The organism is Streptomyces sp. NPDC050287 (assembly GCF_044459385.1).
Classification (GTDB): Bacteria; Actinomycetota; Actinomycetes; order Streptomycetales; family Streptomycetaceae; genus Streptomyces.
The window spans coordinates 162,744-182,748 of sequence record NZ_JBITIY010000003.1; the positions used below are offsets into that span (position 1 = coordinate 162,744).

General features: G+C 72.5%; 19 protein-coding genes. 4 read left to right on the forward strand and 15 right to left on the reverse strand.

Annotation, left to right across the window (positions count from 1 at the left end; all coding sequences use genetic code 11):
- Positions 1–14: 14 nt before the first annotated feature.
- Complete coding sequence (locus tag ACIBK3_RS11170; protein WP_399364229.1) at positions 15–1,010, reverse strand: DUF4349 domain-containing protein; 996 nt, start codon at positions 1,008–1,010, stop codon at positions 15–17.
- Positions 1,011–1,181: 171 nt separating this feature from the next.
- On the opposite strand from ACIBK3_RS11170, the gene hemG reads away from it, so the two are divergent.
- Together hemG and hemQ are read left to right on the forward strand one after the other, a co-directional pair.
- Positions 1,182–2,651: a protoporphyrinogen oxidase gene (hemG, locus tag ACIBK3_RS11175; RefSeq protein ID WP_399364231.1), complete on the forward strand. Its 1,470-nt coding sequence runs from the start codon at positions 1,182–1,184 to the stop codon at positions 2,649–2,651.
- A gap of 5 nt (positions 2,652–2,656) precedes the next feature.
- Positions 2,657–3,394, forward strand: coding sequence for a hydrogen peroxide-dependent heme synthase (gene hemQ, locus ACIBK3_RS11180; RefSeq protein ID WP_399364234.1), 738 nt, complete (start codon positions 2,657–2,659; stop codon positions 3,392–3,394).
- Here the strand turns inward: hemQ and ACIBK3_RS11185 are convergent, their stop codons facing one another.
- The 5 genes from ACIBK3_RS11185 to ACIBK3_RS11205 all read right to left on the reverse strand — a co-directional run bounded on the left by ACIBK3_RS11185 (position 3,395) and on the right by ACIBK3_RS11205 (position 9,596).
- Positions 3,395–5,008: an alpha/beta hydrolase gene (locus ACIBK3_RS11185; RefSeq protein WP_399364235.1), complete on the reverse strand. Its 1,614-nt coding sequence runs from the start codon at positions 5,006–5,008 to the stop codon at positions 3,395–3,397.
- A 185-nt stretch (positions 5,009–5,193) separates the two neighbouring features.
- Positions 5,194–6,000 (reverse strand): TIGR04222 domain-containing membrane protein, encoded by an 807-nt coding sequence (locus ACIBK3_RS11190; protein WP_399364237.1) that lies wholly within the window; start codon positions 5,998–6,000, stop codon positions 5,194–5,196.
- A 95-nt stretch (positions 6,001–6,095) separates the two neighbouring features.
- Positions 6,096–6,884 carry a DUF4142 domain-containing protein gene (locus ACIBK3_RS11195; RefSeq protein WP_399364240.1) on the reverse strand — a complete coding sequence of 263 codons (789 nt, stop codon included), beginning with the start codon at positions 6,882–6,884 and terminating at the stop codon, positions 6,096–6,098.
- Between the two features lie 305 nt (positions 6,885–7,189).
- Positions 7,190–8,524 carry a DUF692 domain-containing protein gene (locus ACIBK3_RS11200; protein ID WP_399364242.1) on the reverse strand — a complete coding sequence of 445 codons (1,335 nt, stop codon included), beginning with the start codon at positions 8,522–8,524 and terminating at the stop codon, positions 7,190–7,192.
- Between the two features lie 376 nt (positions 8,525–8,900).
- Positions 8,901–9,596, reverse strand: coding sequence for an aminoacyl-tRNA hydrolase (locus ACIBK3_RS11205; RefSeq protein WP_399364244.1), 696 nt, complete (start codon positions 9,594–9,596; stop codon positions 8,901–8,903).
- A gap of 80 nt (positions 9,597–9,676) precedes the next feature.
- Between ACIBK3_RS11205 and ACIBK3_RS11210 the strand changes: the two genes are divergently transcribed.
- Together ACIBK3_RS11210 and ACIBK3_RS11215 are read left to right on the forward strand one after the other, a co-directional pair.
- Positions 9,677–10,549: an ATP-binding cassette domain-containing protein gene (locus ACIBK3_RS11210; RefSeq protein WP_399364246.1), complete on the forward strand. Its 873-nt coding sequence runs from the start codon at positions 9,677–9,679 to the stop codon at positions 10,547–10,549.
- On the forward strand, positions 10,546–11,217 hold the full coding sequence (locus tag ACIBK3_RS11215; protein ID WP_399364248.1) for an ABC transporter: 672 nt from the start codon (positions 10,546–10,548) through the stop codon (positions 11,215–11,217). The genes ACIBK3_RS11210 and ACIBK3_RS11215 overlap by 4 nt, the downstream gene beginning before the upstream one ends.
- Positions 11,218–11,226: 9 nt before the next feature.
- Here the strand turns inward: ACIBK3_RS11215 and ACIBK3_RS11220 are convergent, their stop codons facing one another.
- The 9 genes from ACIBK3_RS11220 to ACIBK3_RS11260 form a co-directional block, all read right to left on the reverse strand.
- On the reverse strand, positions 11,227–11,406 hold the full coding sequence (locus tag ACIBK3_RS11220) for a hypothetical protein (protein WP_399364250.1): 180 nt from the start codon (positions 11,404–11,406) through the stop codon (positions 11,227–11,229).
- Positions 11,407–11,425: 19 nt separating this feature from the next.
- Entirely contained in the window at positions 11,426–12,277 is an 852-nt protein-coding gene (locus tag ACIBK3_RS11225; RefSeq protein WP_399364252.1) for a polysaccharide deacetylase family protein, read from the reverse strand.
- 150 nt (positions 12,278–12,427) lie between these two features.
- Entirely contained in the window at positions 12,428–13,942 is a 1,515-nt protein-coding gene (locus ACIBK3_RS11230; RefSeq protein WP_399364253.1) for an FAD-dependent oxidoreductase, read from the reverse strand.
- 29 nt (positions 13,943–13,971) lie between these two features.
- Positions 13,972–14,862, reverse strand: a complete 891-nt coding sequence (locus tag ACIBK3_RS11235; RefSeq protein WP_399364255.1) for a PPK2 family polyphosphate kinase — start codon at positions 14,860–14,862, stop codon at positions 13,972–13,974.
- A 20-nt stretch (positions 14,863–14,882) separates the two neighbouring features.
- Positions 14,883–16,286 carry a PhoX family protein gene (locus ACIBK3_RS11240; protein ID WP_399364257.1) on the reverse strand — a complete coding sequence of 468 codons (1,404 nt, stop codon included), beginning with the start codon at positions 16,284–16,286 and terminating at the stop codon, positions 14,883–14,885.
- Positions 16,287–16,378: 92 nt separating this feature from the next.
- Entirely contained in the window at positions 16,379–17,155 is a 777-nt protein-coding gene (locus ACIBK3_RS11245; RefSeq protein ID WP_399364259.1) for a slipin family protein, read from the reverse strand.
- Positions 17,156–17,258: 103 nt separating this feature from the next.
- A complete protein-coding gene (locus tag ACIBK3_RS11250) occupies positions 17,259–18,767 on the reverse strand; it encodes a SulP family inorganic anion transporter (RefSeq protein ID WP_399364261.1) in 1,509 nt (502 codons plus the stop codon).
- Between the two features lie 8 nt (positions 18,768–18,775).
- Positions 18,776–19,354, reverse strand: coding sequence for a carbonic anhydrase (locus ACIBK3_RS11255; RefSeq protein WP_399364264.1), 579 nt, complete (start codon positions 19,352–19,354; stop codon positions 18,776–18,778).
- A 74-nt stretch (positions 19,355–19,428) separates the two neighbouring features.
- The gene (locus ACIBK3_RS11260; RefSeq protein ID WP_399364266.1) at positions 19,429–19,821 is read right to left on the reverse strand and encodes a hypothetical protein; all 393 of its coding nucleotides are present in this window, start codon (positions 19,819–19,821) and stop codon (positions 19,429–19,431) included.
- Positions 19,822–20,005: the final 184 nt, after the last annotated feature.

The following is a 20,005-nucleotide window of genomic DNA, read 5'->3' on the forward strand; positions in this document are numbered from 1 at the left end:
CGCTTGGGAGCGGCTCAGTTCCGGTCGCCGCCCTCCTGCGGGCGGGTGGGCTCGGGGGCGGGGCGGGCCGTCGGCAGCGGGCCCAGGGCGGTCGCCGCGGGCGCGGGGGCCGGCCGGCGCGGCAGGCGGGGCCGGACGATCCGCAGCCACACCAGCACGATCAGCGCGGCCACCGCCCCGAACGGGAGCACCGCCCCGATGGCCACGGCGAGCCAGCGCAGCATCGTCACGAAGGCGTCCCAGCCGCCCGCCAGCGCGTCCACGAAACCGGGGTCGTCGGCCTCCTTCGCCGCCTTCTTCACCGGTGTCCCGGCCAGGGACAGGGTGATGGTGGCGAGGCTGGTGCGGTCCTTCAGGGACGCCTGCTGGGCCAGCAGCGCCTCCAGGTCGGACTCGCGCCGGCTCAGCTCGCCCTCCAGCGTCACCACGTCGCTGAGCTTGGCCGCCCGGTCCATCAGCTCCCGCACCCGGGCCACGCTGGCACGCTGCGACGTGATGCGGCTGTCCACGTCGACGACCTGGTCGGTGACGTCCTGCGCCTTCGCCGTGCGTTCGATGAGCTTGCCCGCGCCCTGGAGGTCGGCCAGGACCGCGTCGTACCGGTCGACGGGCACCCGCAGCACGACCCGGGTGCGCTCGCGGCCTTCCTGATCCCGGGTGGTGGACTCGTCGCCGACGTAGCCGCCCGCGTTCTCGGTGGTGGAGCGGGCCAGGTCCAGGGCCTTCGGCACGTCCTCGACCTGCACGGTCAGGGACGCGGTGCGGATGATGCGGCTCGCGGTGACCTTGGGCGGCGCGGCCGCCTCGGCACCGCCGGCCCCCCGGCCGCCGGCACCTTCCGCCGCACCGCCCGGCGCGACCCCCTTCGCGTCGCTCCCCGCGGCGGCCTTGTCGGCCGTAGCGCTGCCACCGGAGTCACTGGCGCCGCTGCACCCGGTCAGCGCGAGGGCCGCGGCCAGCAGAAGACCGGCCAGGGCCTGGACGGGTCGTACGGAACGTCGTGCGCGCATATGGGTACCCCCGAGGGTCGTGACGACTGACGACTTGCGACTGACGCTCCTTCGACGTCGGACCGGGACGAAACGTTGGGGTGCCGCGGTCCCGATGCGGTCACGGTCAGGACTCGCGAAGGACACCGGGGCTTCGGCGGGAGTGTCAGCGCGGTCTGAGAAGGTGGGGCCATGAGCGCAACGGGTGCAGGACGGGCGAGGCCCGCCTCGGATCGGGTCGTGGTCGTCGGAGCCGGCATCGCGGGGCTGGCCGCAGCGCACCGGCTGCTGCGACGCGGGGTGGGCGTGACCGTGGTGGAGGCCTCCGACCGCGTCGGCGGCAAGCTGCTGTCCGGCGAGATCGCGGGCGCGCGCGTCGACTTCGGTGCCGAGTCGATGCTCGCCCGCCGTCCCGAGGCCGTCGCCCTCGCCCGCGAGGTCGGCCTGACCGGCCGGCTCCAGCCGCCCGCCACCGCGACCGCCTCCCTGTGGACCCGCGGCGCCCTGCGCCCCATGCCGAAGGGCCATGTGATGGGCGTCCCCGGCACCGCCGCCGCCCTGGCCGGCGTGCTGTCCGAGGAGGGCCTCGCCCGTATCGAACGCGACGCCGACCTGCCCCGCACCGAGGTCGGCGACGACGTGGCGGTCGGGGAGTACGTGGCGGCGCGGGTCGGCCGCGAGGTCGTCGACCGCCTCGTCGAGCCGCTGCTGGGCGGGGTGTACGCGGGCGACGCGTACCGCATCTCGATGCGCTCGGCGGTCCCGCAGCTCTACCGGGCCGCGCTGACGCACGACTCCCTGACACAGGCGGTGCGGGAGATCCAGGCGAAGGCTGCGGCCAACCAGCAGACCGGGCCGGTGTTCATGGGCATCGAGGGCGGGGTGGGCAGCCTCCCGCTCGCGGTGGCTCGGTCGGTGCGGGAGCACGGGGGCGAGATCCTGACCGGGGCGGCGGTGACGGAGCTGCGCCGTGAGCCGTCCGCCGGGTGGCGGGTGGTCGCCGGTGACCGGGTCCTGCGGGCCGACGCGGTCGTCGTGGCCGTCCCCGCTCCGGCCGCCGCGGCGCTCCTGCGCACCGAGTCCCCCGAGGCCGCCGCCGAGCTCACCGCCATCGAGTACGCCTCCATGGCCCTGGTCACGCTCGCCTACCGCCGCGCCGACGTCACGCTCCCCGAGGGCAGCGGTTTCCTCGTCCCGCCGGTCGACGGACGCACCATCAAGGCGTCGACGTTCGCGTCCCAGAAGTGGGGCTGGATCGCCGACGAGAACCCTGACCTGCTCGTCCTGCGCACCTCCGTCGGACGCCACGGCGAGACGGAGATCCTCCAGCGCGACGACACCGGACTCGTCGAGGTCTCGCGGCACGACCTCCGTCAGGCCACCGGCCTCGACGCCACCCCCCTGGAGACCCGCGTCACCCGCTGGACCGACGGCCTGCCCCAGTACCCCGTCGGCCACCACGCGCGCGTGGCCCGCATCCGCGAGCACGTCGGCAAGCTGCCGGGCCTGGCGGTCTGCGGCGCCCAGTACGACGGCGTCGGCATCCCGGCGTGCGTCGCGAGCGCGTACGCGGCGGTGGACCAGCTCGGCGGCGACCTGAGCGCGGTGCGGGAACTCACGGCCGACCCGGTGCAGAGTCTGCACGGCGGAGCAGGAGAATAAGGACCATGAGTGACGACGCCCCTACCCCCGAGGCCGCCCGGATCCCGAACAAGGGCAAGCTGGCCAAGGACCTCAACGAGGTCATCCGCTACACCCTGTGGTCCGTCTTCAAGCTGAAGGACGTGCTCCCCGAAGACGCCGCGCGCGCGGGTTACGCCGACGAGGTCCAGGAGCTGTTCGACCAGCTCGCCGCCAAGGACGTGACGATCCGCGGCACCTATGACGTCTCCGGTCTGCGCGCCGACGCCGACCTGATGATCTGGTGGCACGCGGAGACCAGCGACCAGCTCCAGGAGGCGTACAACCTCTTCCGCCGCACCAGGCTGGGCCGCGCCCTCACGCCGGTGTGGTCGAACATGGCGCTGCACCGCCCCGCCGAGTTCAACCGCTCGCACGTCCCGGCGTTCCTCGCCGACGAGACGCCCCGCGACTACGTCAGCGTCTACCCCTTCGTGCGCTCCTACGACTGGTACCTACTGCCCGACGAGGACCGCCGCCGCATGCTCGCCGACCACGGCAAGATGGCCCGCGGCTACCCGGACGTACGCGCGAACACGGTCGCCTCGTTCTCCCTCGGCGACTACGAGTGGATCCTTGCCTTCGAGGCCGACGAGCTGTACCGCATCGTCGACCTCATGCGCCACCTGCGCGCCTCGGAGGCCCGGATGCACGTCCGCGAGGAGGTCCCCTTCTACACCGGGCGCCGCAAGTCCGTCGCCGAACTGGTCGCGGGACTCGCCTGATCAGCGTGCGGGCTCGACGGCCGGCGCCTTCCGGGACCCGGCCGCCGGCCCGGGCTCCGGGTGCGGCGCGCACGCGGCACGCCGTCCCGGCAGCCGGCCCTGAAGCAGATACGCGTCGAGGTGTCCGTTGACGCAGGGGTTGGGGCCGCCCGCGATGCCGTGCGTACCGGCATCCCGTTCCGTCACCAGCACCGAGCCCGTCAGCCGCCGCCGCAGTTCCAGGGCCCCCTGATAGGGCGCGGCGGCATCCCGCTCGGCGGCCAGGATGAGCGTGGCAGGCAGCTCACCGGGACCGGTGCGCACATCGAGGGGCTGCTGACGCGGCACGGGCCAGTACGCACACGGCAGGTTCGTCCACGCGTTGTCCCAGGTCTCGAAGGGCGCCACCCGCGCCAGCCGGGTGTTGTCCCGGTCCCACACCTCCCACTGAGTCGGCCAGGGCGCGTCGTTGCACTCCACGGCCGTGTAGACCGCCTGGGCGTTCTCCGCCTCGACCGCCGCCTCCGGACGCGGCGCGGCCTGCTCGATCAGCGGCTTCGGGTCGCCCTTCAGATACGCCGACAGCGCCTGCGCGCGCTGCGGCCAGTCGTCGTCGTAGTACCCGGCCGTCAGGAACGTCCGCTGCAACTGCCCGGGACCCACCGTCCCGCCCGCCGGACGCGCCGCGAGCCGCGCCGCCGCCTTCTGGTAACCGGCGAGCACCTCCTCCGGCGTGTCGCCCAGCCCGTACACGTCGTCGTGGCGCGCGACCCACGCCCGGAAGTCCAGCCAACGGTCCTCGAACGCGACCGACTGGTCGAGGTTGGCGCGGTACCAGACCTGCTCCGGGTCCGGGTTCACCGCCGCGTCGAACACCATCCGCCGCACGTGCGAGGGGAAGAGGGCGGCGTACAGCGCCCCGAAGTAGGTGCCGTACGACGCGCCCAGGAAGGTCAGCTTCTGCTCGCCGAGCGCGGCGCGCAGGACGTCCAGGTCACGGGCGTTGTTGAGCGAGGTGTAGTGCCGCAGCGTGTCGCCCGCCCGCGTCGCACAGCCGCGTGCGTACGCCTTCGCCTGTGCGACGCGTTCCTTCTTGTACGACTCCGATGGGTACGTCGGTGCCTGCGAGGGCGCCCGGAAGAACGTCCTGGGGTCCTGGCAGGACAGGGGCGCCGAGCGGCCCACCCCGCGCGGGGCGTAGCCGACGAGGTCGTATGCCGCCGCCAGCCGCTTCCATTCGGGGAGCACGCCGACCATCGGGAAGTACATCCCGGAGCCGCCCGGCCCGCCCGGGTTGAAGACCAGGGCGCCCTGCCGGGGCAACCGGTGCTTGCTGTTGGACGGGTCCTTCTGGGTGGCCCGCACCCGGCTGACGGTCAGTCTGATCTGCCGGCCGTCGGGACGGGCGTAGTCGAGCGGGACGGACACCGTGCCGCACCGGACAGTGCTCTGCAGGTTCTCCTCGGCGGGGCAGGTGCCGAAGTCGATGCCTGCCGCCCGGGCCCGCGCGGCGGCCACCGCGGTGCCGCGCAGTTCGGCCGCGCCCGGGACCGCCGCGGCGCCGTCTGCTGGGGCGGCGACGAGCGTGGCCAGAAGCAAGGACCCGGCGGCCGAGTAGAGGGCGGGGGCTTTCATCGCGTATCCCTTCGGTGCACGGCAGCAACAAAAGGGATGTTTCGTTCGGCTGTGGGGGAAGGCAAGCACCGCCCGGCCGGTGTCGGCCCCAATGCCCCCGTACGCCCCCCGGAGCGGAACCCGCTGCCTGCGGCGAGGTGCCGCGCCGGGCCGCGCTACCCCGGCGGGGCGTAGTGCAAGGACTCCTAAGCGCGCCAGTGCTGCGGCTCACGGTGGGCGAAGGCCGCGCGCAGGTCCGGTTCGCCGATCGCGCGGACACCGTGCACGGCGACGGAGGTGAGATCCGTACGGTCGTCCCCGCCGCCGTGCCGGGTCAGGGCGCCGAGCAGCCGTTGACCGGCCGGGGAGGCCCAGCGCGAGTACGGGTGGACCTCGATCCGCGCGAGGGCGAGACAGCTCAGGGTGAGCGCGAGGGGCAGCCCGAACCAGAGGGCCACCAGGCCGCGCGGCATCTCCGACTGAGCGGGCGTCAGCAGCGCGGTCGCGCCCAACGCCACGACGGCCGGCGCGGCGAGCCGCACCTGGCGGATTCCGGCGGCGACCCCCGCCCGGGTTCCGTCGGGAACCGCGAGCCCCGCGCTGACCAGCCGGTCGGCGATGCCGTGCACGGCGTCCGCGGTGGCCGCGGCGGCCCGCACCGGGGCGATCCGCGACTGTCCCTCCGGACCGATGGCTCCTATCACCGACCGCTCCATCTCGTCCCGCCCACGCGGGTCGACCACGGTCGCCCAGCCGGTGTGCGCGAGCAGCAGCCGACGCTGCCGGGCCATGGAGACCAGGGTCAGATCGGCGACCCTGCGGGGGCCGCCGGACAGGAAGGCGGCCTCGTAGAGCGTCAGATCGTGCGCGCGCTCCGCGATCGTGTCGTCCGCGTCCGTGTCGTCCGCGTCCGTGCCGTCCGCGGACGCCGCGCGCACGGCGGCCAGGCACAGCCGTGTACACGCCGTTCCGGCGACGACCCAGGCCAGCAGCAGGAGGAGGACCCATAACATACGCATTTTTCTATGCGATCGAGGCCGTGCGACGCCACGCCTGGCCCACAACCCGGACGGAGTGTTGTCGGTATGTGACGTTCCGGTGTGTCGGGTCAGGAGGTCTCAGGTGCCTGCGGGGGCGGACTGGACGCGGGCGGCGGGAGTGAATAGCTGGGGAGCGGCGAGGGCGTCACCGGGATCGCCGGGCTCGGGTCGGTCGTCGGGCCGGGCGGCGCCGGGGAGTTGGTGAGCGGGGGAGTGCTGCCGGCGGCCATGTCCCGGGCCAGCGCGTCGAAGTCGACGTACCCCGTGGCCTCCAGGACCTTGATGTGGTCCAGCACGGTCGTGTTGGCGTCGTCGGCGAGGGCGCGGACGAGGGAGTTGCGGGTGCTCGCCCGCACCTGGGCGACGACGGAGAACACCCGGCCGTGCGCCAGCCGCAGGATGTTGGCGAACTGCCGGTCGTAATCGACTCCTTGGGCCGCGTTCAGCGTGGCGAGCCACTGCTTCTGCTGGTCGTTCGGCTCGTTGGGCAGCTCCAGGCCGAGCTCGGCGGCCACGTCACGCACCCGTTCGTCCAGGAAGGTGTGCCCCTCGACGAGGTGCTGCCCCGCCGTCCGTACGGCCGGTGTCGTCCCCTTCAACTGCGCCTGCTGACCTGCGGGCAGCTCCCACAGTCCGGCCAGCCGGACCTTCGTGACGAAGTCCTGGTCGAGACTGGACAGCGGCCCGTACCTCGTCGACACGGTCTGGGCGTTCAGTACGTCCACTCCCGTGCCGGACCGGTCGGCGTACGACCAGATCGGAAAGATCAATGCCAGGAGGGTCGCCAGCAGACCGATGATGATGATTCCGGTGCCGGTGAAGATGCCTCTGCCATTGACGGGGGGTCGCGGTCGCATGGTGCCTCCTGTTGCGGCACCGCACGCTAGTGGGTTCAGGTGCGGGATTGGCATGTTACTGCGGGGTCTACGCCAACTGCCGTACGAAGAGGAAGGGTTCCATTTGAGTCGAAACGGGGTGAATGGGGGAGAGGGGGTGTGGGACATATCAGGGTGAAGGCGAGAAAAGTGGGCGTGGAGGCCAGGTCGGGGGGCCGGGGTGTTAACCGCAGCACACCTGGGGGTGGACGGTGTGGGGGCTTGCGCTTAGCCAGGGGAGGTGGCCCGGCGTACGTCGCGTGCGCAGGTGGCCGCAGGCGGCGGGCTCAGCGGCGTAGCAGGACCCGGCGGGTGGCGCGGGCCAGCCTCACCGTGGGGTGCTGGGACCGCGGGGCCGGACCGGAGCGCTCCAGCCACCACTCCCGCAGCTGCCGCCGCGCCGCCGCGTCCTCCACCAGGTGCCCGGCGAGGAGAACCTGCTCGGCGAAGTTCAGCGCGTCCCGGCGGTAACCGTCCGGCATCGGGTGGCGGTGGGCGTAGGCGACGAAGGCGGGACGGTAGGCGGTCCCGAGGATCACCGGCAGGTCCGGGGCGACCTTGGCCACGACGTCCGCCCGCTTCCCGGCGAGGGCACGGGCCTGCACACCCACCCGCACCCGGTCGAACCCTTCGGGCACGGGGGTACCGGCGACCAGCGCGGACAGCAGGGCGGTCTGGGTGAGGGCGAGGTGCTGGCGGGTGAGGTCGTGGGGCGGGGTGGGAGCCGGAGCCGAGTCCGGGACTGGAGTCGGCCGGGCCTCGGCCGACGGGGTTGCCGAGGCTGTCGCAGTCCTCGCGCCGCCCTTCTCCACTGCCTCCCTGATGGCCTCCAACTCGCCTTCCAGGTCGGACGGTTCGGGGAAGTTCTCGTCGCGTTCCAGCAGAACTCCCGGCGGGGAGACCCGGGATGCGAGGTCGGTCAGGATGTCGAGGACCGGGCGGGGGACCGGGTGGGCGTGGCTGTCGTGCCAGACGCCGTCGCGCTCGAAGCCGCCCGCGACATGGACGTAGGCGATGGCCTCCAGCGGGAGGTCGGCGAGTGCCTCGGCGGGGTCCTCGCCGCGGTTGACGTGGTTGGTGTGCAGGTTCGCCACGTCGATGAGCAGACGCACTCCGGTCCGGTCGGCCAGGTCGTACAGGAACTGCCCCTCGGTCATCTCCTCGCCGGGCCAGGAGATCAGCGCGGCGATGTTCTCCACGGCGAGCGGCACCGGCAGCGCGGCCTGCGCGATGCGGACGTTCTCGCACAGCACGTCGAGGGCGTCGCGGGTGCGCGGCACGGGCAGCAGATGGCCCGCCTCCAGTCGCGGGGATGCGGTCAGCGGGCCGCCCGCCCGGACGAACGCGATGTGCTCGGTGACCAGCGGCGAGCTCAACGCCTCCGCGCGCTCGGCGAGGGCGGTCAGCCGGCCCTTGTCGGGGCGGTCCGCGCCGCCGAGGCCGAGGGCGACGCCGTGCGGAACCACGGTGACCCCGCGTTCGCGCAGCCGGCGCAGCGATTCCGGGAGGTGTCCCGGGCAGACGTTCTCCGCCACGACCTCGACCCAGTCGACGCCCGGCATGCGCTCCACGGCCTCCGCGATCTCCGGCCGCCACCCCATGCCGGTCCCCAGTCGCTCCATGGTCCCCTCCTTCACACAGCCACACGGCGTGACGTGGGTATGGCCCCGGCCGGCGAACCTGAATCGCCCGGTGGACGCGTTCAGAGCAACATTTGAGGTTCGGGCCCGGACACAGCGGGCGCCAGGAGGTACGGGCGGGACGGCCACGGCGTTCAGACGGCCACCGACCCCGTTCCGGAGCCGGACAAGTGGGCGCGAAGGCGAGTGCCGCCCGCCCGGCGAGGCTCCCGCCCGGCAGGGCGGGCGGGGGAACTCCCGCTCACCCCGTTTCGGCGAGACGGTCAGAGCGTCGGCCGAGAAGGCGCCGACGGCCCGACGCGGCGCGGCGCTGACGGCCGGGTGCGGCCGGCCCGTTCGGCCCCGCCGTCCAGCCGGGTCACCGCAGCGCGGGATGGTCGGCGACCACCGTGCAGGAGCCGGGCGCGATCTCGGTGAAGCCGGCATCGCGCACCAACGGCAGTCCGCTCCTGGTCAGTTCACCCCAGCGGCCGGGGTCGGCGGTCCGCACGGCGAGCGGGAAGCCCGCGTCGCGCCAGTCGGCCCGTTCCTCGTCCGACAGTTCCCACCAGGCGAGTTGGGCCCCGTGACCGGCCTGCGCCATGGCCTTCCCGGCCGACATGTCCAGGTCCGGGTTCAGCCACAGCACGGGCGCCGACGGGTCCGCGGCCACCGGCGGTTCCGGATCGTCGAGGTCGGTACCGGACACCTGGAGCCGCGCCAGGTCCTTGGGCCAGCCGTCCAAGGGCACGGGCGGAAACACCCGCACCTGCGCCGACTTACCGGTCACCGTGATTCCGGCCAACGCCTCGGCCCGCCGCCACTCGGCGCCCCGAGCCCGCCGCACCACCTTGCGGATCCGTGCGTCCTGCCAGTCCCGCATCGCCTGAGCCCACTCACCGTCCCCGGCCGACCGCGGGTCACCGAGCATCACCAGCACAGCCCGGGCAGCGGTCTCCAGGGCGTCGGTCCGAGCTGGGGGATCGCCCCGCTCTATGCGTACGACCAGGGGCAACACGAACTGCGGCGCGTGATCGCGCGCGCTGGGCTCGGACCGGAAAGGGCTGTCACTCACAGACGTCGACTCTTCGCTCACACGCCCAGTCTGCCAACTCGGCAGCGCGGTGCGGCATGGCCCCACGCCATGATGTCCCCATGCAGCGCGCTCTCCGACTGGACAACGTGGGCCGCCGGTACACCTTCTGCGGCCCCTGGGTCCTACGCGGCATCGACCTGACGATCACCCCGGGCGAACTCGTCCGCGTGGAAGGAGAAAACGGCACCGGCAAATCCACCCTCCTCCGCCTCCTCGCCCGCACAGAGGCTCCGACAGAGGGCCGCGTGAGCGGGCGCCCCCGCACCGCCTACGTCCCCGAGCGCTTCCCGCCGGCCCTCCCTTTCACCCCCGTCGGCTACCTCACCCACCTCGGCACCGTGCACGGCCTCACCCGGGCGGCGGCCACCCGCGCCGCGGACGACTGGCTCATCCGCTTCGGCGCGGCCCCCTGCGCCCGCACCCCGATGACGCAACTCTCCAAGGGCAGCAGCCAGAAGGTCGCCGTGGCACAGGCGCTCCTCGCCGAACCCGAGCTGCTCCTCCTCGACGAGGCCTGGACGGGGCTGGACACCGAGGCCCGGGCCGAACTGGAGCGGGCCGTCGCCGAACGCACCGCCGCCGGTGGGGCCGTCGTGTTCGTCGACCACGACCCGAGCCGCCTGGCGGGCGCCCCCGACGCGACGTACCGCGTGACCGACGGCACGCTCAACCGCCGTACGGAACAGGTGACTTCACCGGCCGGCCCGCATGTCGTCGTCGAAGCGCAGGGGCCGCCCGACGGGCCACTGCCGACCGTCCCCCACACCCGGGCGGAGGCGCTGACCCCCGGCACCTACCGCCTCACCGTCCCCGCCTCCCACTCGGACGTCCTGCTCCGCGCCCTGCTCACGGCCCGCCCGCCATGGCACGTGCTGAGCGTGACCCGTACCGACGCCCCGCACATCCCCCACGACCAGGAAGGCGACAGGTGACCGCTCTCCTCCGCTACCAGGCCGCCCTGCTCGCCCGCTCCCAGCGCTGGCTGCCGCCGTTCATCCTGTACGCCGCCTTCCTGGGCATCGGTGTGCAGGGCGGCCAGCCGGTGCTCGACTCGCTCGGCTACACGGCAGCCGCGTTGCTGCCCGTCGCCGCCTGGCTGGTGCGGATCTGTGTCACGGGCGAGCCGCCGGCGGCCGGCCACTGTGTGGCCGCGGCGGTGGGGCCCGGGCGGGCCCATCTCGCCCGGCTGCTGGTGGCATGGGGTGCCTCGGCGGCACTCGGCACCCTCGCGACCGTCGTCGTGACGTGGATCAGCGATCCCGCGAGCTCCGACCACCAGACCCGCGTCCCCCCGCTCCCGGCGGGCGCGGCCGGACTGCTGGCCGCGCTGGCCTGCGCCCTGCTCGGCACGGCCGTCGGCGCGCTCACCACCTGGCCGCTGCTGCGCTCGACCGGCCGGGCGGTCCCCGCACTGCTGCTCGCGGCCCTGCTCGCGCTGGTGGTGTCGGGATCCCCGGCCCAGGCGGCGGTCAGCGGCCTGGTCACCGGCTCCCGCTCCGGCACCGTCGACCTCCCCCTGCTGCCGTTCGCCGGCGCGGCCCTGCTCGCGGCCGCCGCCACCGCGACGGCCTGCGCGCTCACCTCCCGCAGGTCGCCCTGAGAGCCCCGGTCACCCCGAACAGGCCGTTCGCTGCGCTTCCTGCCACTCGCAGACCGGGCACAGCGTGATCCCCTTGTGCGACTCCGGGTACTCCGTCGGCTTCCGGCACAAGACGCAGTCGGCGTACGGCGGCCCCTCTGCCTCGGGCGGCCTGGCGGCGTCGATCAGGCAGTAGTCGTCCTCGCTCACGCGTCCCAGCGTAGGCCGGTCATCCCCGTCCGCCCGCGTCCCCGATCAGCTCGGACACCTTCACGAACCGGAAGCCGCGCCTGCGCAGTTCCGGCACCACGGTCCGGACCGCCCGCTCGGTCGCCGGCGCGGCACTCGTCGTGCAGTGCATGACGACCACCGACCCCGGCCGCACCCCCTCCAGCACCTGCCGGGCCACGGCGCCCGCGTCCGTCGCGAAGGCGTCCCCGCTCACCACGTCCCACTGCACGGCGGTCACGCCGGTCGGGGTGAGGGCCCTGAGGGCCAGCCGGTCGTAGCAGCCGCCGGGGAAGCGGAAGTACGGCATCGGGTCAGGGACGCCTGCCCTGCGGAAGGCGGCGTACGTCCGTTCGACCTCTGCGCGCATCCGGTCCTGGGAGATGGTGGGCAGGCCGTAGCAGTCGCCGGTGAAGGCGTAGTGGCTGTAGGAGTGGTTGGCGATCTCGAAGAGCGGGTCGCGTCCGATGGTCCGGGCCTGCACCGGGTACTGCTCGGCCCACCGGCCCGTCATGAACACGGTCGCCGGTACCTTCAGTGCCCGCAGGGCCGCGATGAGCCGCGGGTTGTCGAACCGTTCGCCCCGTGCCGCCCGCGGTCCCTCGTCGGCGGTCATGTCGGCGTCGAAGGTCAGCGCGACGGTCCTGCCGTGTGTCCGGGGGCCGTGCTTGAAGACGGGGGTCAGACCGGTGGGCCCGGGAGCGAGCGTGGGCGGCCGGGACGCGATCGCGGTGGGTGCCGAGGGGACGACGGGGGCGGCCGAAGGCGCCAGGGCGGTGCCGCAGCCGGTGAGGGAGGCGAGGGCCGCGCCCAGGAGGCAGGCGAGGGTGACACGGCGAACAGGACTGATCACCGTACGAAGGTATGATGATCGGCTTCCCATCGGCGCCGACGCGGCGGGGATGTCACCCAGATGTCACCCGGTCAGGTGTCCCGCGCGTCAGAGCCCCGGGTGTCAGAGTCCCGGGTGTCAGACGTCCCGCGCGTCAGATGTCCCGCCGCGTCAGATGTCCCGCTGCTCCAGCGGCCGGATCGCCGGCCCCTGGATCACCTTGCCGTCCGTGTCGAAGCGGGACCCGTGGCAGGGGCACTCCCAGGCCCGTTCGGCGGCGTTGAAGGCGACCAGGCAGCCCAGATGGGTGCAGCGCGCGGAGAGGGCGTGCAGATGGCCGGCCTCGTCCCGGTACACCGCGAGCCGGCCGCTCTCGGTGCGCACGACCGCGCCCTCGCCGGGCGGCAGCGACTCGACCGGCGGCGAGGGCCGCAGCCGGTCGCCGACGAAGTGGCGGGCGACGTCGGCCTGGGTCTTGAGGAACGACGGGGCCTCGCGCATGGTCGAGCGCAGCCGGCGCGGGTCGTACAGCTCGCTCCACGCGCACCTCTCGCCGGTGATCAGCGCGGTGAGCAGCCGGCCCGCCATGACCCCGCCGCTCATGCCCCAGCCGCCGAAGCCGGTGGCGACGTACGTGTGGTGCGCGCCCGGGTGCAGCGGGCCGACCAGCGGGACGGTGTCCGTGGGGTCGTTGTCCTGGGTGGCCCAGGCATGGGTGAGGGTGACGTCCGGGAAGTGCTCGGCGGCCCAGTCGGCCAGGTGCTGGAAGCGGGCCCGGGTGTCGGCGGTGCCGGGCGTGAAGTGCTCCCCGGTGACGACCAGGAGGCGGTCCTCGCCGTGCGGTGCCGTACGGACCGAGCGCGTGCCCTCGTCCGGGGTGATGTACATGCCCTCCGGATCCCGGTCGGCGCCCATCGTCCCGGCGACGACCAGCTCACGGCGCGGATGGAGCCGGGTGAACAGCAGGGCCCGGTCGAAGACGGGGTAGTGGGTGGCGACCACGACGTCCCGGGCGGTCACCGTCGCCCCCGTGTCGGTGGTCAGCCGGCACGGCTCGCCCTCCTCCAGACCGACGACCGTCGTGTGCTCGTGCACGTGCGCGCCCTGCCGGACCAGGTCGTCGGCGAGGGCCAGCAGGTACTTGCGCGGATGGAACTGCGCCTGCCCCGTCACCCTCACCGCGCCCGCCACCGGGAACGGCAGCCCGGTCTCCGTCACGAACGACGCCTCCAGCCCCGCCTCCCGCGCGGCCCGTGCCTCCGCCCGCAGCTCCTCCACCCGGCCCGCGTCACAGGCGTACGTGTACGCGCTGCGGCGCTCCCAGTCGCAGTCGATGCCCAGCTCGCCCGCGATCTCGGCGGCCCGCTCTATCGCCTCGCTCTGCGAGCGGGCGTACAACCGGGCTCCCTCGGAACCGCGGGTGCGGCGCAGCTTGTCGTAGATCAGGGTGTGCAGCGCGGTGAGCTTGGCGGTGGTGTGCCCGGTGACGCCGGCCGCGACCCGGTCGGCCTCCAGCACCGCCACCCGGCGCCCCGCCCGCGCCAGCTCCCAGGCCGTGCTCAGCCCGGCGATCCCGCCGCCGATGACGGCGACGTCCACCGTGAGGTCGGCCAGGAGTGCGGACCGGTCAGGACCGGGCGCGGTCTCGATCCAGTACGAGCCGCTGACGTGGGGGTTCTCGGTCATGCGAGGCCGAGTACCCCCATCGGGCCGGTTCACCGCGCGCGCAGTCGCGTCCGGCACTCGTCGATGTCGAAGTCGGCCTTCGGATACTGCGGGTCGAGCGCCCTCAGATGCTCCAGGAGGAGCCGGCCCACCGTCCAGTTCCGGAACCACTTGTGGTCCGACGGGATCACGTACCAGGGGGCGTACGGCGTCGAGCAGCGCTCCAGCGCGATCTCGTACGCCTCCTGGAACGCCGGCCACAGCGCGCGGTCGTCGATGTCGGACGGGTTGAACTTCCAGTGCTTGTCCGGGCGGTCCAGGCGCTTGAGCAGACGCCGGCGCTGTTCCTCGTACGAGATGTGCAGGAAGCACTTGATCAGCCTCGTGCCGTCGTCGGTGAGGGCCTTCTCGAAGCGGTTGATCTCGTCGTAGCGACGCTCGATCTCGTCGCGTGGGGCCAGCTCGCGGACCCGGGCCACCAGGACGTCCTCGTAGTGCGAGCGGTCGAAGATGCCCAGCTCGCCGGGGTGCGGCAGGGACTGCTCGACGCGCCACAGGAAGTGGTGCGCCCGCTCCTCGGCGGTGGGTGCCTGGAACGCCCGGACCCGGCAGCCGGACGGGTTGCAGAAGCCGATGACGTGCTTGATCGTGCCGCCCTTGCCGCTGGTGTCCATGCCCTGCAACACCAGCAGCACCCGGCGCCGGTCCCCCGCCGTGCTCGCCGCGAACAGGCGTTCCTGCAGGTCGGCGAGGTGCTCGCCGATGCGGGCGGTGACCGACCGGCCCTCGGCCTTGTCCCTGGGGCCGGCAGGGACGGAGCCGGTGTCGTAGGAGGACAGATCGACCGCCTCGCCGTGCGGCACGCGCAGCAGCTCCCGAAGATCGGCCTTCCTGCTCTTCGGGGACTTCCGGGACTTCCGTCGGTCGTCCTTGTCGGGCACAGGGCACCCCTTCCGGCCCGTTACCTACGCCACGGCCCCGTCACCGCGAACGTCGTCCCGGGTGTGTAGCAGTTGACGTACATCGTCTCGCCGTCCGGCGAGAAGGTCACTCCGGCGAACTCGCCCCACTCCGGTTTCTCGGGGGTCCCGCCCGCCGCGGTAGCGGCTGGTGTAATCGCCTGGCGGCCCCGCGCCATCGCGTACACCTCGCCGCGCCGGGTCACGCCGAAGACGTGCTGGGCGCCGTTGCCGTCCTCGCAGACCATCAGGCCGCCGCTGGGGGCGAGGCAGATGTTGTCCGGGGACTCGCCGGGGAGCTGGACGTCGGTGTCCGGGCCGAAGACGATCACCAGGGTCAGGCGGCGGGCCGAGGGGTCGTAGCGCCAGATCTGGCCGTAGTGGTCGGCCGCCGAACCGTCCGCGCCGCGCGCGAACGACGACACGAAGTAGACGCTCTTCCCGCCCCAGTAGCAGCCCTCGAGCTTCTGCGCGTGCGTGATGCCCTTCGGGCCGAAGTCCTGGAGGCGGACGGGGGTCCGGGCGGCGAGCGGGTCCGGTACGTCCACCCACTCGATGCCGTCGAAACGGGCACCCGTCTCCTGGATCGAGGAGAGGTCGGGTACGCCGGGCACCCGCATCGCCTGGAGGCGGCCGCCCGCACGCAGGGAACCCAGGCCGCCCAGCGGCCTGTCGGGAAGAAAGCGGTAGAAGAGACCGAAGGGCTTGAGGAAGGCGTCCTCGGTCTCGTAGACGACGCCGCGCACGGGGTCGACGGCGATCGCCTCGTGCTGGAAGCGGCCCATCGCCGTCAGCGGTACGGCGCCGGAGCGGTGAGGGTCGGTGGGATCGACCTCGAAGATGAAGCCGTGGTCCTTGGTGTAGCCGTTGGTGCCGGCCTTGTCCTCGGTCTCCTCGCAGGTCAGCCAGGTGCCCCAGGGTGTGGGCCCACCCGCGCAGTTGACGGCCGTACCGGCGATGGCGACCCGTTCCGACAGGACGTTGTTCCGGGAGTCCAGCGTGAGGGCCGTACAGCCGCCCTTGCCCGCGGGGTCGTAGGTGAGGCCCTCGATCGTCGGGACGGGGAGCCTGGCGGTGTTGCGGTTCTCGTGGTTGCGGACGAGGTGGACACGGCCGTGTCTGCCCGGAGAACGCCCGGCGAAGGCAGCCATTCCGTCGTGGTTCGAGGGGACCTTGCCCTCGCCGGAGCGGAGCTGGTCGCCCTCGCGGGACAGGACCCGGTAGCGGAAGCCTTTCGGCAGGTCGAGCAGGCCGTTCGGGTCGGGGACCAGGGGGCCGTAGCCGGTGTGGCCGAGGTTCTGTGAGGCGGCGGTGCCGGCGAAGAGTTCGGAGAGGGCTCCCGTGAAGGCGATCCCCACCCCCAGGGCACCGGACCGGGCCAAGACTTCACGTCGTGTTGCGGACATGGCGAAGCAGCCTTCCTGCTGGCGGACAGGAACTGTGACGCCGCTGTGTCTATCACCTGGGCCGGACTCCGGGAACCACGCGAGGAAGCGTGTCACTGCTCGACGGGGCGCTCCTGCGCCCGCTCCAGGAAGCGCAACAGCTCCACCGGGAACGGCAGGACCAGCGTCGAGTTCTTCTCGGCGGCGACCGCCACGATGGTCTGCAGCAGCCGCAACTGGAGCGCCGCGGGCGTGTCCTCCATCTGCTGCGCGGCCTCGGCGAGCTTCTTCGAGGCCTGGTACTCGGCGTCCGCGTTGATGATCCGGGCCCGCCGCTCGCGGTCCGCCTCGGCCTGCCGGGCCATGGACCGCTTCATCGTGTCCGGCAGCGACACGTCCTTGATCTCGACGCGGTCGATCTGCACACCCCAGCCGACCGCCGGGCTGTCGATCATCAGTTCCAGGCCCTGGTTGAGCTTCTCGCGGTCGGAGAGGAGGTCGTCGAGATCGCTCTTGCCGATGATCGAACGCAGTGAGGTCTGGGCCATCTGGGAGACCGCGAACTTGTAGTCCTCGACCCGCACCAGCGCGTGCGCCGCGTCGACCACCTTGAAGTACACGACGGCGTCCACCCGCACGGTCACGTTGTCGCGGGTGATGCCCTCCTGGGCCGGCACCGGCATCGTGACGATCTGCATGTTCACCTTGTGCAGCCGGTCCACGAAAGGGACCACCATCGTGAACCCCGGCGGCCGTACGTCACCGGCGAGCCGCCCGAGCCGGAAGACCACCCCGCGCTCGTACTGCTTGACGACCCGTGCCGCCGAGGCCACGTACACGAGCCCGGCGGAACCGACTGCCACGGCCGCCGTCACCAGCTCCTGGAGCATCCCGGCCTCCTCGTCGAGAGGTCCGCTAAGTCTGCTCCTGCAACGATATGCCCGGTGCCTGGTCCGGGGCCACGCTCGGCCGCCGGACCAGGCACCGGCGCGCTTACAGAGCCGTGGTGGCCTTCACCGGCTCGGGTTCGGTGACCCGGACCGGTTCGGTGACCCGGACCGGCTCCGTGCCGACCGCGCTGTGCCGCTCGGCCCAGTTCTCCAGGGCCGTACGGCAGGCGTGGTCCAGGTGGTGCAGCCCGGACAGGTCCAGCTCGACCGGGCGGTCCTGGGGCAGCGCCTCCAGGCTGTCGAGGATCTTCGGCAGCCTCAGGAAGGTCGCGTTGCCCGACAGGTACGCCTGGACGGGGCCGGCGCCCTTGTCGATGATCTCCAGCTTGAGGTGCGAGGCCTCCCAGGCCGTCTTGACCACGGACAGGGCCAGACCGATCAGCACACCCTCGAACATGTTCACCGCGACGATGGACACGGCCGTGATCACCAGGATCAGCGCCTCACCGCGATGCTCCCGCCACAGCGCGATGATCTCGCGGAAGGGGATCAGCTTCCAGCCCGCGTGGACCAGGATGCCGGCCAGCGCCGGCAGCGGGATGAGCGCCAGCGTCGACGGCAGCAGCGCCGCGAACAGCAGCAGCCACACACCGTGCAGCACCCGGGACGCCTTGGTCTTGGCGCCCGCCGCCACGTTGGCGGAGCTGCGCACGATGACCGCGGTCATCGGCAGCGCGCCGAGCGCGCCGCACACCGCGTTGCCCGCGCCCTGGGCCATGAGCTCCTTGTCGTACTCGGTGCGCGGACCGTCGTGCAGCCGGTCCACCGCGGCGGCGCTGAACAGGCTCTCGGCGGAGGCGATCAGGGTGAAGGCGAGGATCGTTCCGAAGATGGCCGGGTCGGCCAGCTCCCCGAAGGCGTCCATGCCCGGCGGCTGGATGGAGTCCAGCAGCCCGTTCACCTCGACGGTGGCGACCGGCAGGCCGAACGCCAGCGTGACCACCGTGGCCAGGACGACTGCGGCGAGCGCGCCCGGCACCGTCTGCACCTGCTTGGGCAGCCGCTTCCAGCCGACCATCACCGCGATGGTGCCCGCGCCGATGGCGAGCGAGGCGAGCGCCTCGGTGCTGCCGAGGGCGTCGACGGCGGCCCCGGGCAGGCCCAGGATCTTGTCGAGGCCGGAGGCGGGGGCCTTCAGACCCGCCGCCGAGTACAGCTGGCCGGCGATGATCACGAGTCCGATACCGGCCAGCATGCCCTCGACGACCGACACGGATATCGCCCGGAACCAGCGCCCCAGCTTCAGGGCGCCCATGGCGAGCTGGAGCAGTCCGGCGGCCAGCACGATCACACCGAGCGCCGGCAGTCCGAACTCGTTCACCGCCTCGAAGACGAGCACGGTCAGGCCGGCGGCCGGTCCGGACACCTGGAGGCTGCTGCCCCGCATGAGGCCGGTGACGATACCGCCGACGATGCCGGTGACCAGGCCGAGCTCCGCCGGAACCCCGGAGGCGACGGCCACGCCCACGCACAGCGGCAGGGCGACCAGGAAGACGACGAGGGACGCGGCGAAGTCCTGCTTGAGATGAGGGAACTTTATTCGGTTCTCCATGGCGGCCCTCACAGTGCTCGGAAGGTGTCGGAGGGCACGTCGTGGGTCAGCACCGACCCGGTGTGCACCTCGTAGTACCAGGCGTGCAGGGTGAGTTCGTCCTCCGCGAGCTTCTTGTCGATGAAGGGGTACGAGCGCAGGCGCAGCACCTGCGCCAGGACGTGGTTCTGCACGCCGTCGGCCACGGTCGGGTCCTCGGCCGTGCCCGTGGGGCACGGGGTGGCGTGGGTGAGCCAGTCGCGCACGGCCGGTACGGCGGTCAGGTCGTCGCCGCGGACCAGGGCGCCGACGGCACCGCAGTGCGAGTGTCCGCAGACCACGATGTCGCGGACGCCCAGCACCTCCACGGCGTACTCGATGGTGGCCGCCTCGCTGGTGGGGTGCTCGGAGGCGTACGGGGGGACGATGTTGCCCGCGGTGCGCAGCTCGAAGAGCTCGCCCGGGCGGGCGCCCGTGATGAGGGCCGGGACGACGCGGGAATCCGAGCAGGTGATGAACAGGACCTGCGGGGACTGGCCTTCGGCCAGTTTGGCGAACTCCTCAGGGCGCTGTCCGAACGTACGGGCGTTGTCGATGAGGGGCTGCATAGCGGTGACTCCTCCTGGCGCGCCACGACGGCGCGTCGGACGTACATGACAGAGGTGGGGGAACTGCTCTGCTGTCAGCAGCGGAAGACCTGGAGCGCGGCCGGTGAGTGGGCCGTCGGGGGTCTTGACTGCTGGAACGCACCGGCCGGCACCTGGGTGGCTGCGTCGGCCGGAGCCTGGGTCCGGCCCGCGTGATCGGCCCGCTCAGGGGTGAGGTCGGCGGCGCGGTGGCGGTCGCGGGTGCGCAGGGGACCGGTCGGGTCTCCCGCGGGATCGCAGTGGTGGTGCGTGACGGTCTTGTCGCGCAGCGACTTACCTGAGGGTTTGATTCCGGGCTGTGCTTTGGCCTCTGCTTGACGGGCCGTGTGCGCGGTTGCGAAGGACGCGGCGGGTGCGAAGAACTGAAGGGCGAGAAGGACGGCGGTGAGGAGAGCCAACGCGGTCCGTACCGTCGTACCTCGGAACATGCGCCTCCCTCCAGGTGCCTCGCGCCTTCGGTCCGTCTCTAGTCCAGACCAAACGCTGGTCAACGGATGGTCAAGAAACACATTAGCCCTGCAAAGTTGTTTGCAGGGTTAACTTAACGTTTCCAGCTGAAGAGAGGCTGAAGCGTGCGGGTTCGTGGCGCGAACCGGCTCTTGATCGAGGTCA

Excerpts from the sequence above, each read along its gene's own strand:
- ACIBK3_RS11210 (WP_399364246.1), top strand. The coding sequence starts at position 9,677 with ATGCAGCGCGCTCTCCGACTGGACAACGTGGGCCGCCGGTACACCTTC.
- ACIBK3_RS11170 (WP_399364229.1), bottom strand. The coding sequence starts at position 1,010 with ATGCGCGCACGACGTTCCGTACGACCCGTCCAGGCCCTGGCCGGTCTT.
- ACIBK3_RS11230 (WP_399364253.1), bottom strand. The coding sequence starts at position 13,942 with ATGACCGAGAACCCCCACGTCAGCGGCTCGTACTGGATCGAGACCGCG.
- ACIBK3_RS11255 (WP_399364264.1), bottom strand. The coding sequence starts at position 19,354 with ATGCAGCCCCTCATCGACAACGCCCGTACGTTCGGACAGCGCCCTGAG.
- ACIBK3_RS11195 (WP_399364240.1), bottom strand. The coding sequence starts at position 6,884 with ATGCGACCGCGACCCCCCGTCAATGGCAGAGGCATCTTCACCGGCACC.
- hemQ (WP_399364234.1), top strand. The coding sequence starts at position 2,657 with ATGAGTGACGACGCCCCTACCCCCGAGGCCGCCCGGATCCCGAACAAG.
- ACIBK3_RS11250 (WP_399364261.1), bottom strand. The coding sequence starts at position 18,767 with ATGGAGAACCGAATAAAGTTCCCTCATCTCAAGCAGGACTTCGCCGCG.
- ACIBK3_RS11185 (WP_399364235.1), bottom strand. The coding sequence starts at position 5,008 with ATGAAAGCCCCCGCCCTCTACTCGGCCGCCGGGTCCTTGCTTCTGGCC.
- ACIBK3_RS11240 (WP_399364257.1), bottom strand. The coding sequence starts at position 16,286 with ATGTCCGCAACACGACGTGAAGTCTTGGCCCGGTCCGGTGCCCTGGGG.
- ACIBK3_RS11200 (WP_399364242.1), bottom strand. The coding sequence starts at position 8,524 with ATGGAGCGACTGGGGACCGGCATGGGGTGGCGGCCGGAGATCGCGGAG.
- ACIBK3_RS11245 (WP_399364259.1), bottom strand. The coding sequence starts at position 17,155 with ATGCTCCAGGAGCTGGTGACGGCGGCCGTGGCAGTCGGTTCCGCCGGG.
- ACIBK3_RS11260 (WP_399364266.1), bottom strand. The coding sequence starts at position 19,821 with ATGTTCCGAGGTACGACGGTACGGACCGCGTTGGCTCTCCTCACCGCC.
- ACIBK3_RS11190 (WP_399364237.1), bottom strand. The coding sequence starts at position 6,000 with ATGTTATGGGTCCTCCTCCTGCTGCTGGCCTGGGTCGTCGCCGGAACG.
- hemG (WP_399364231.1), top strand. The coding sequence starts at position 1,182 with ATGAGCGCAACGGGTGCAGGACGGGCGAGGCCCGCCTCGGATCGGGTC.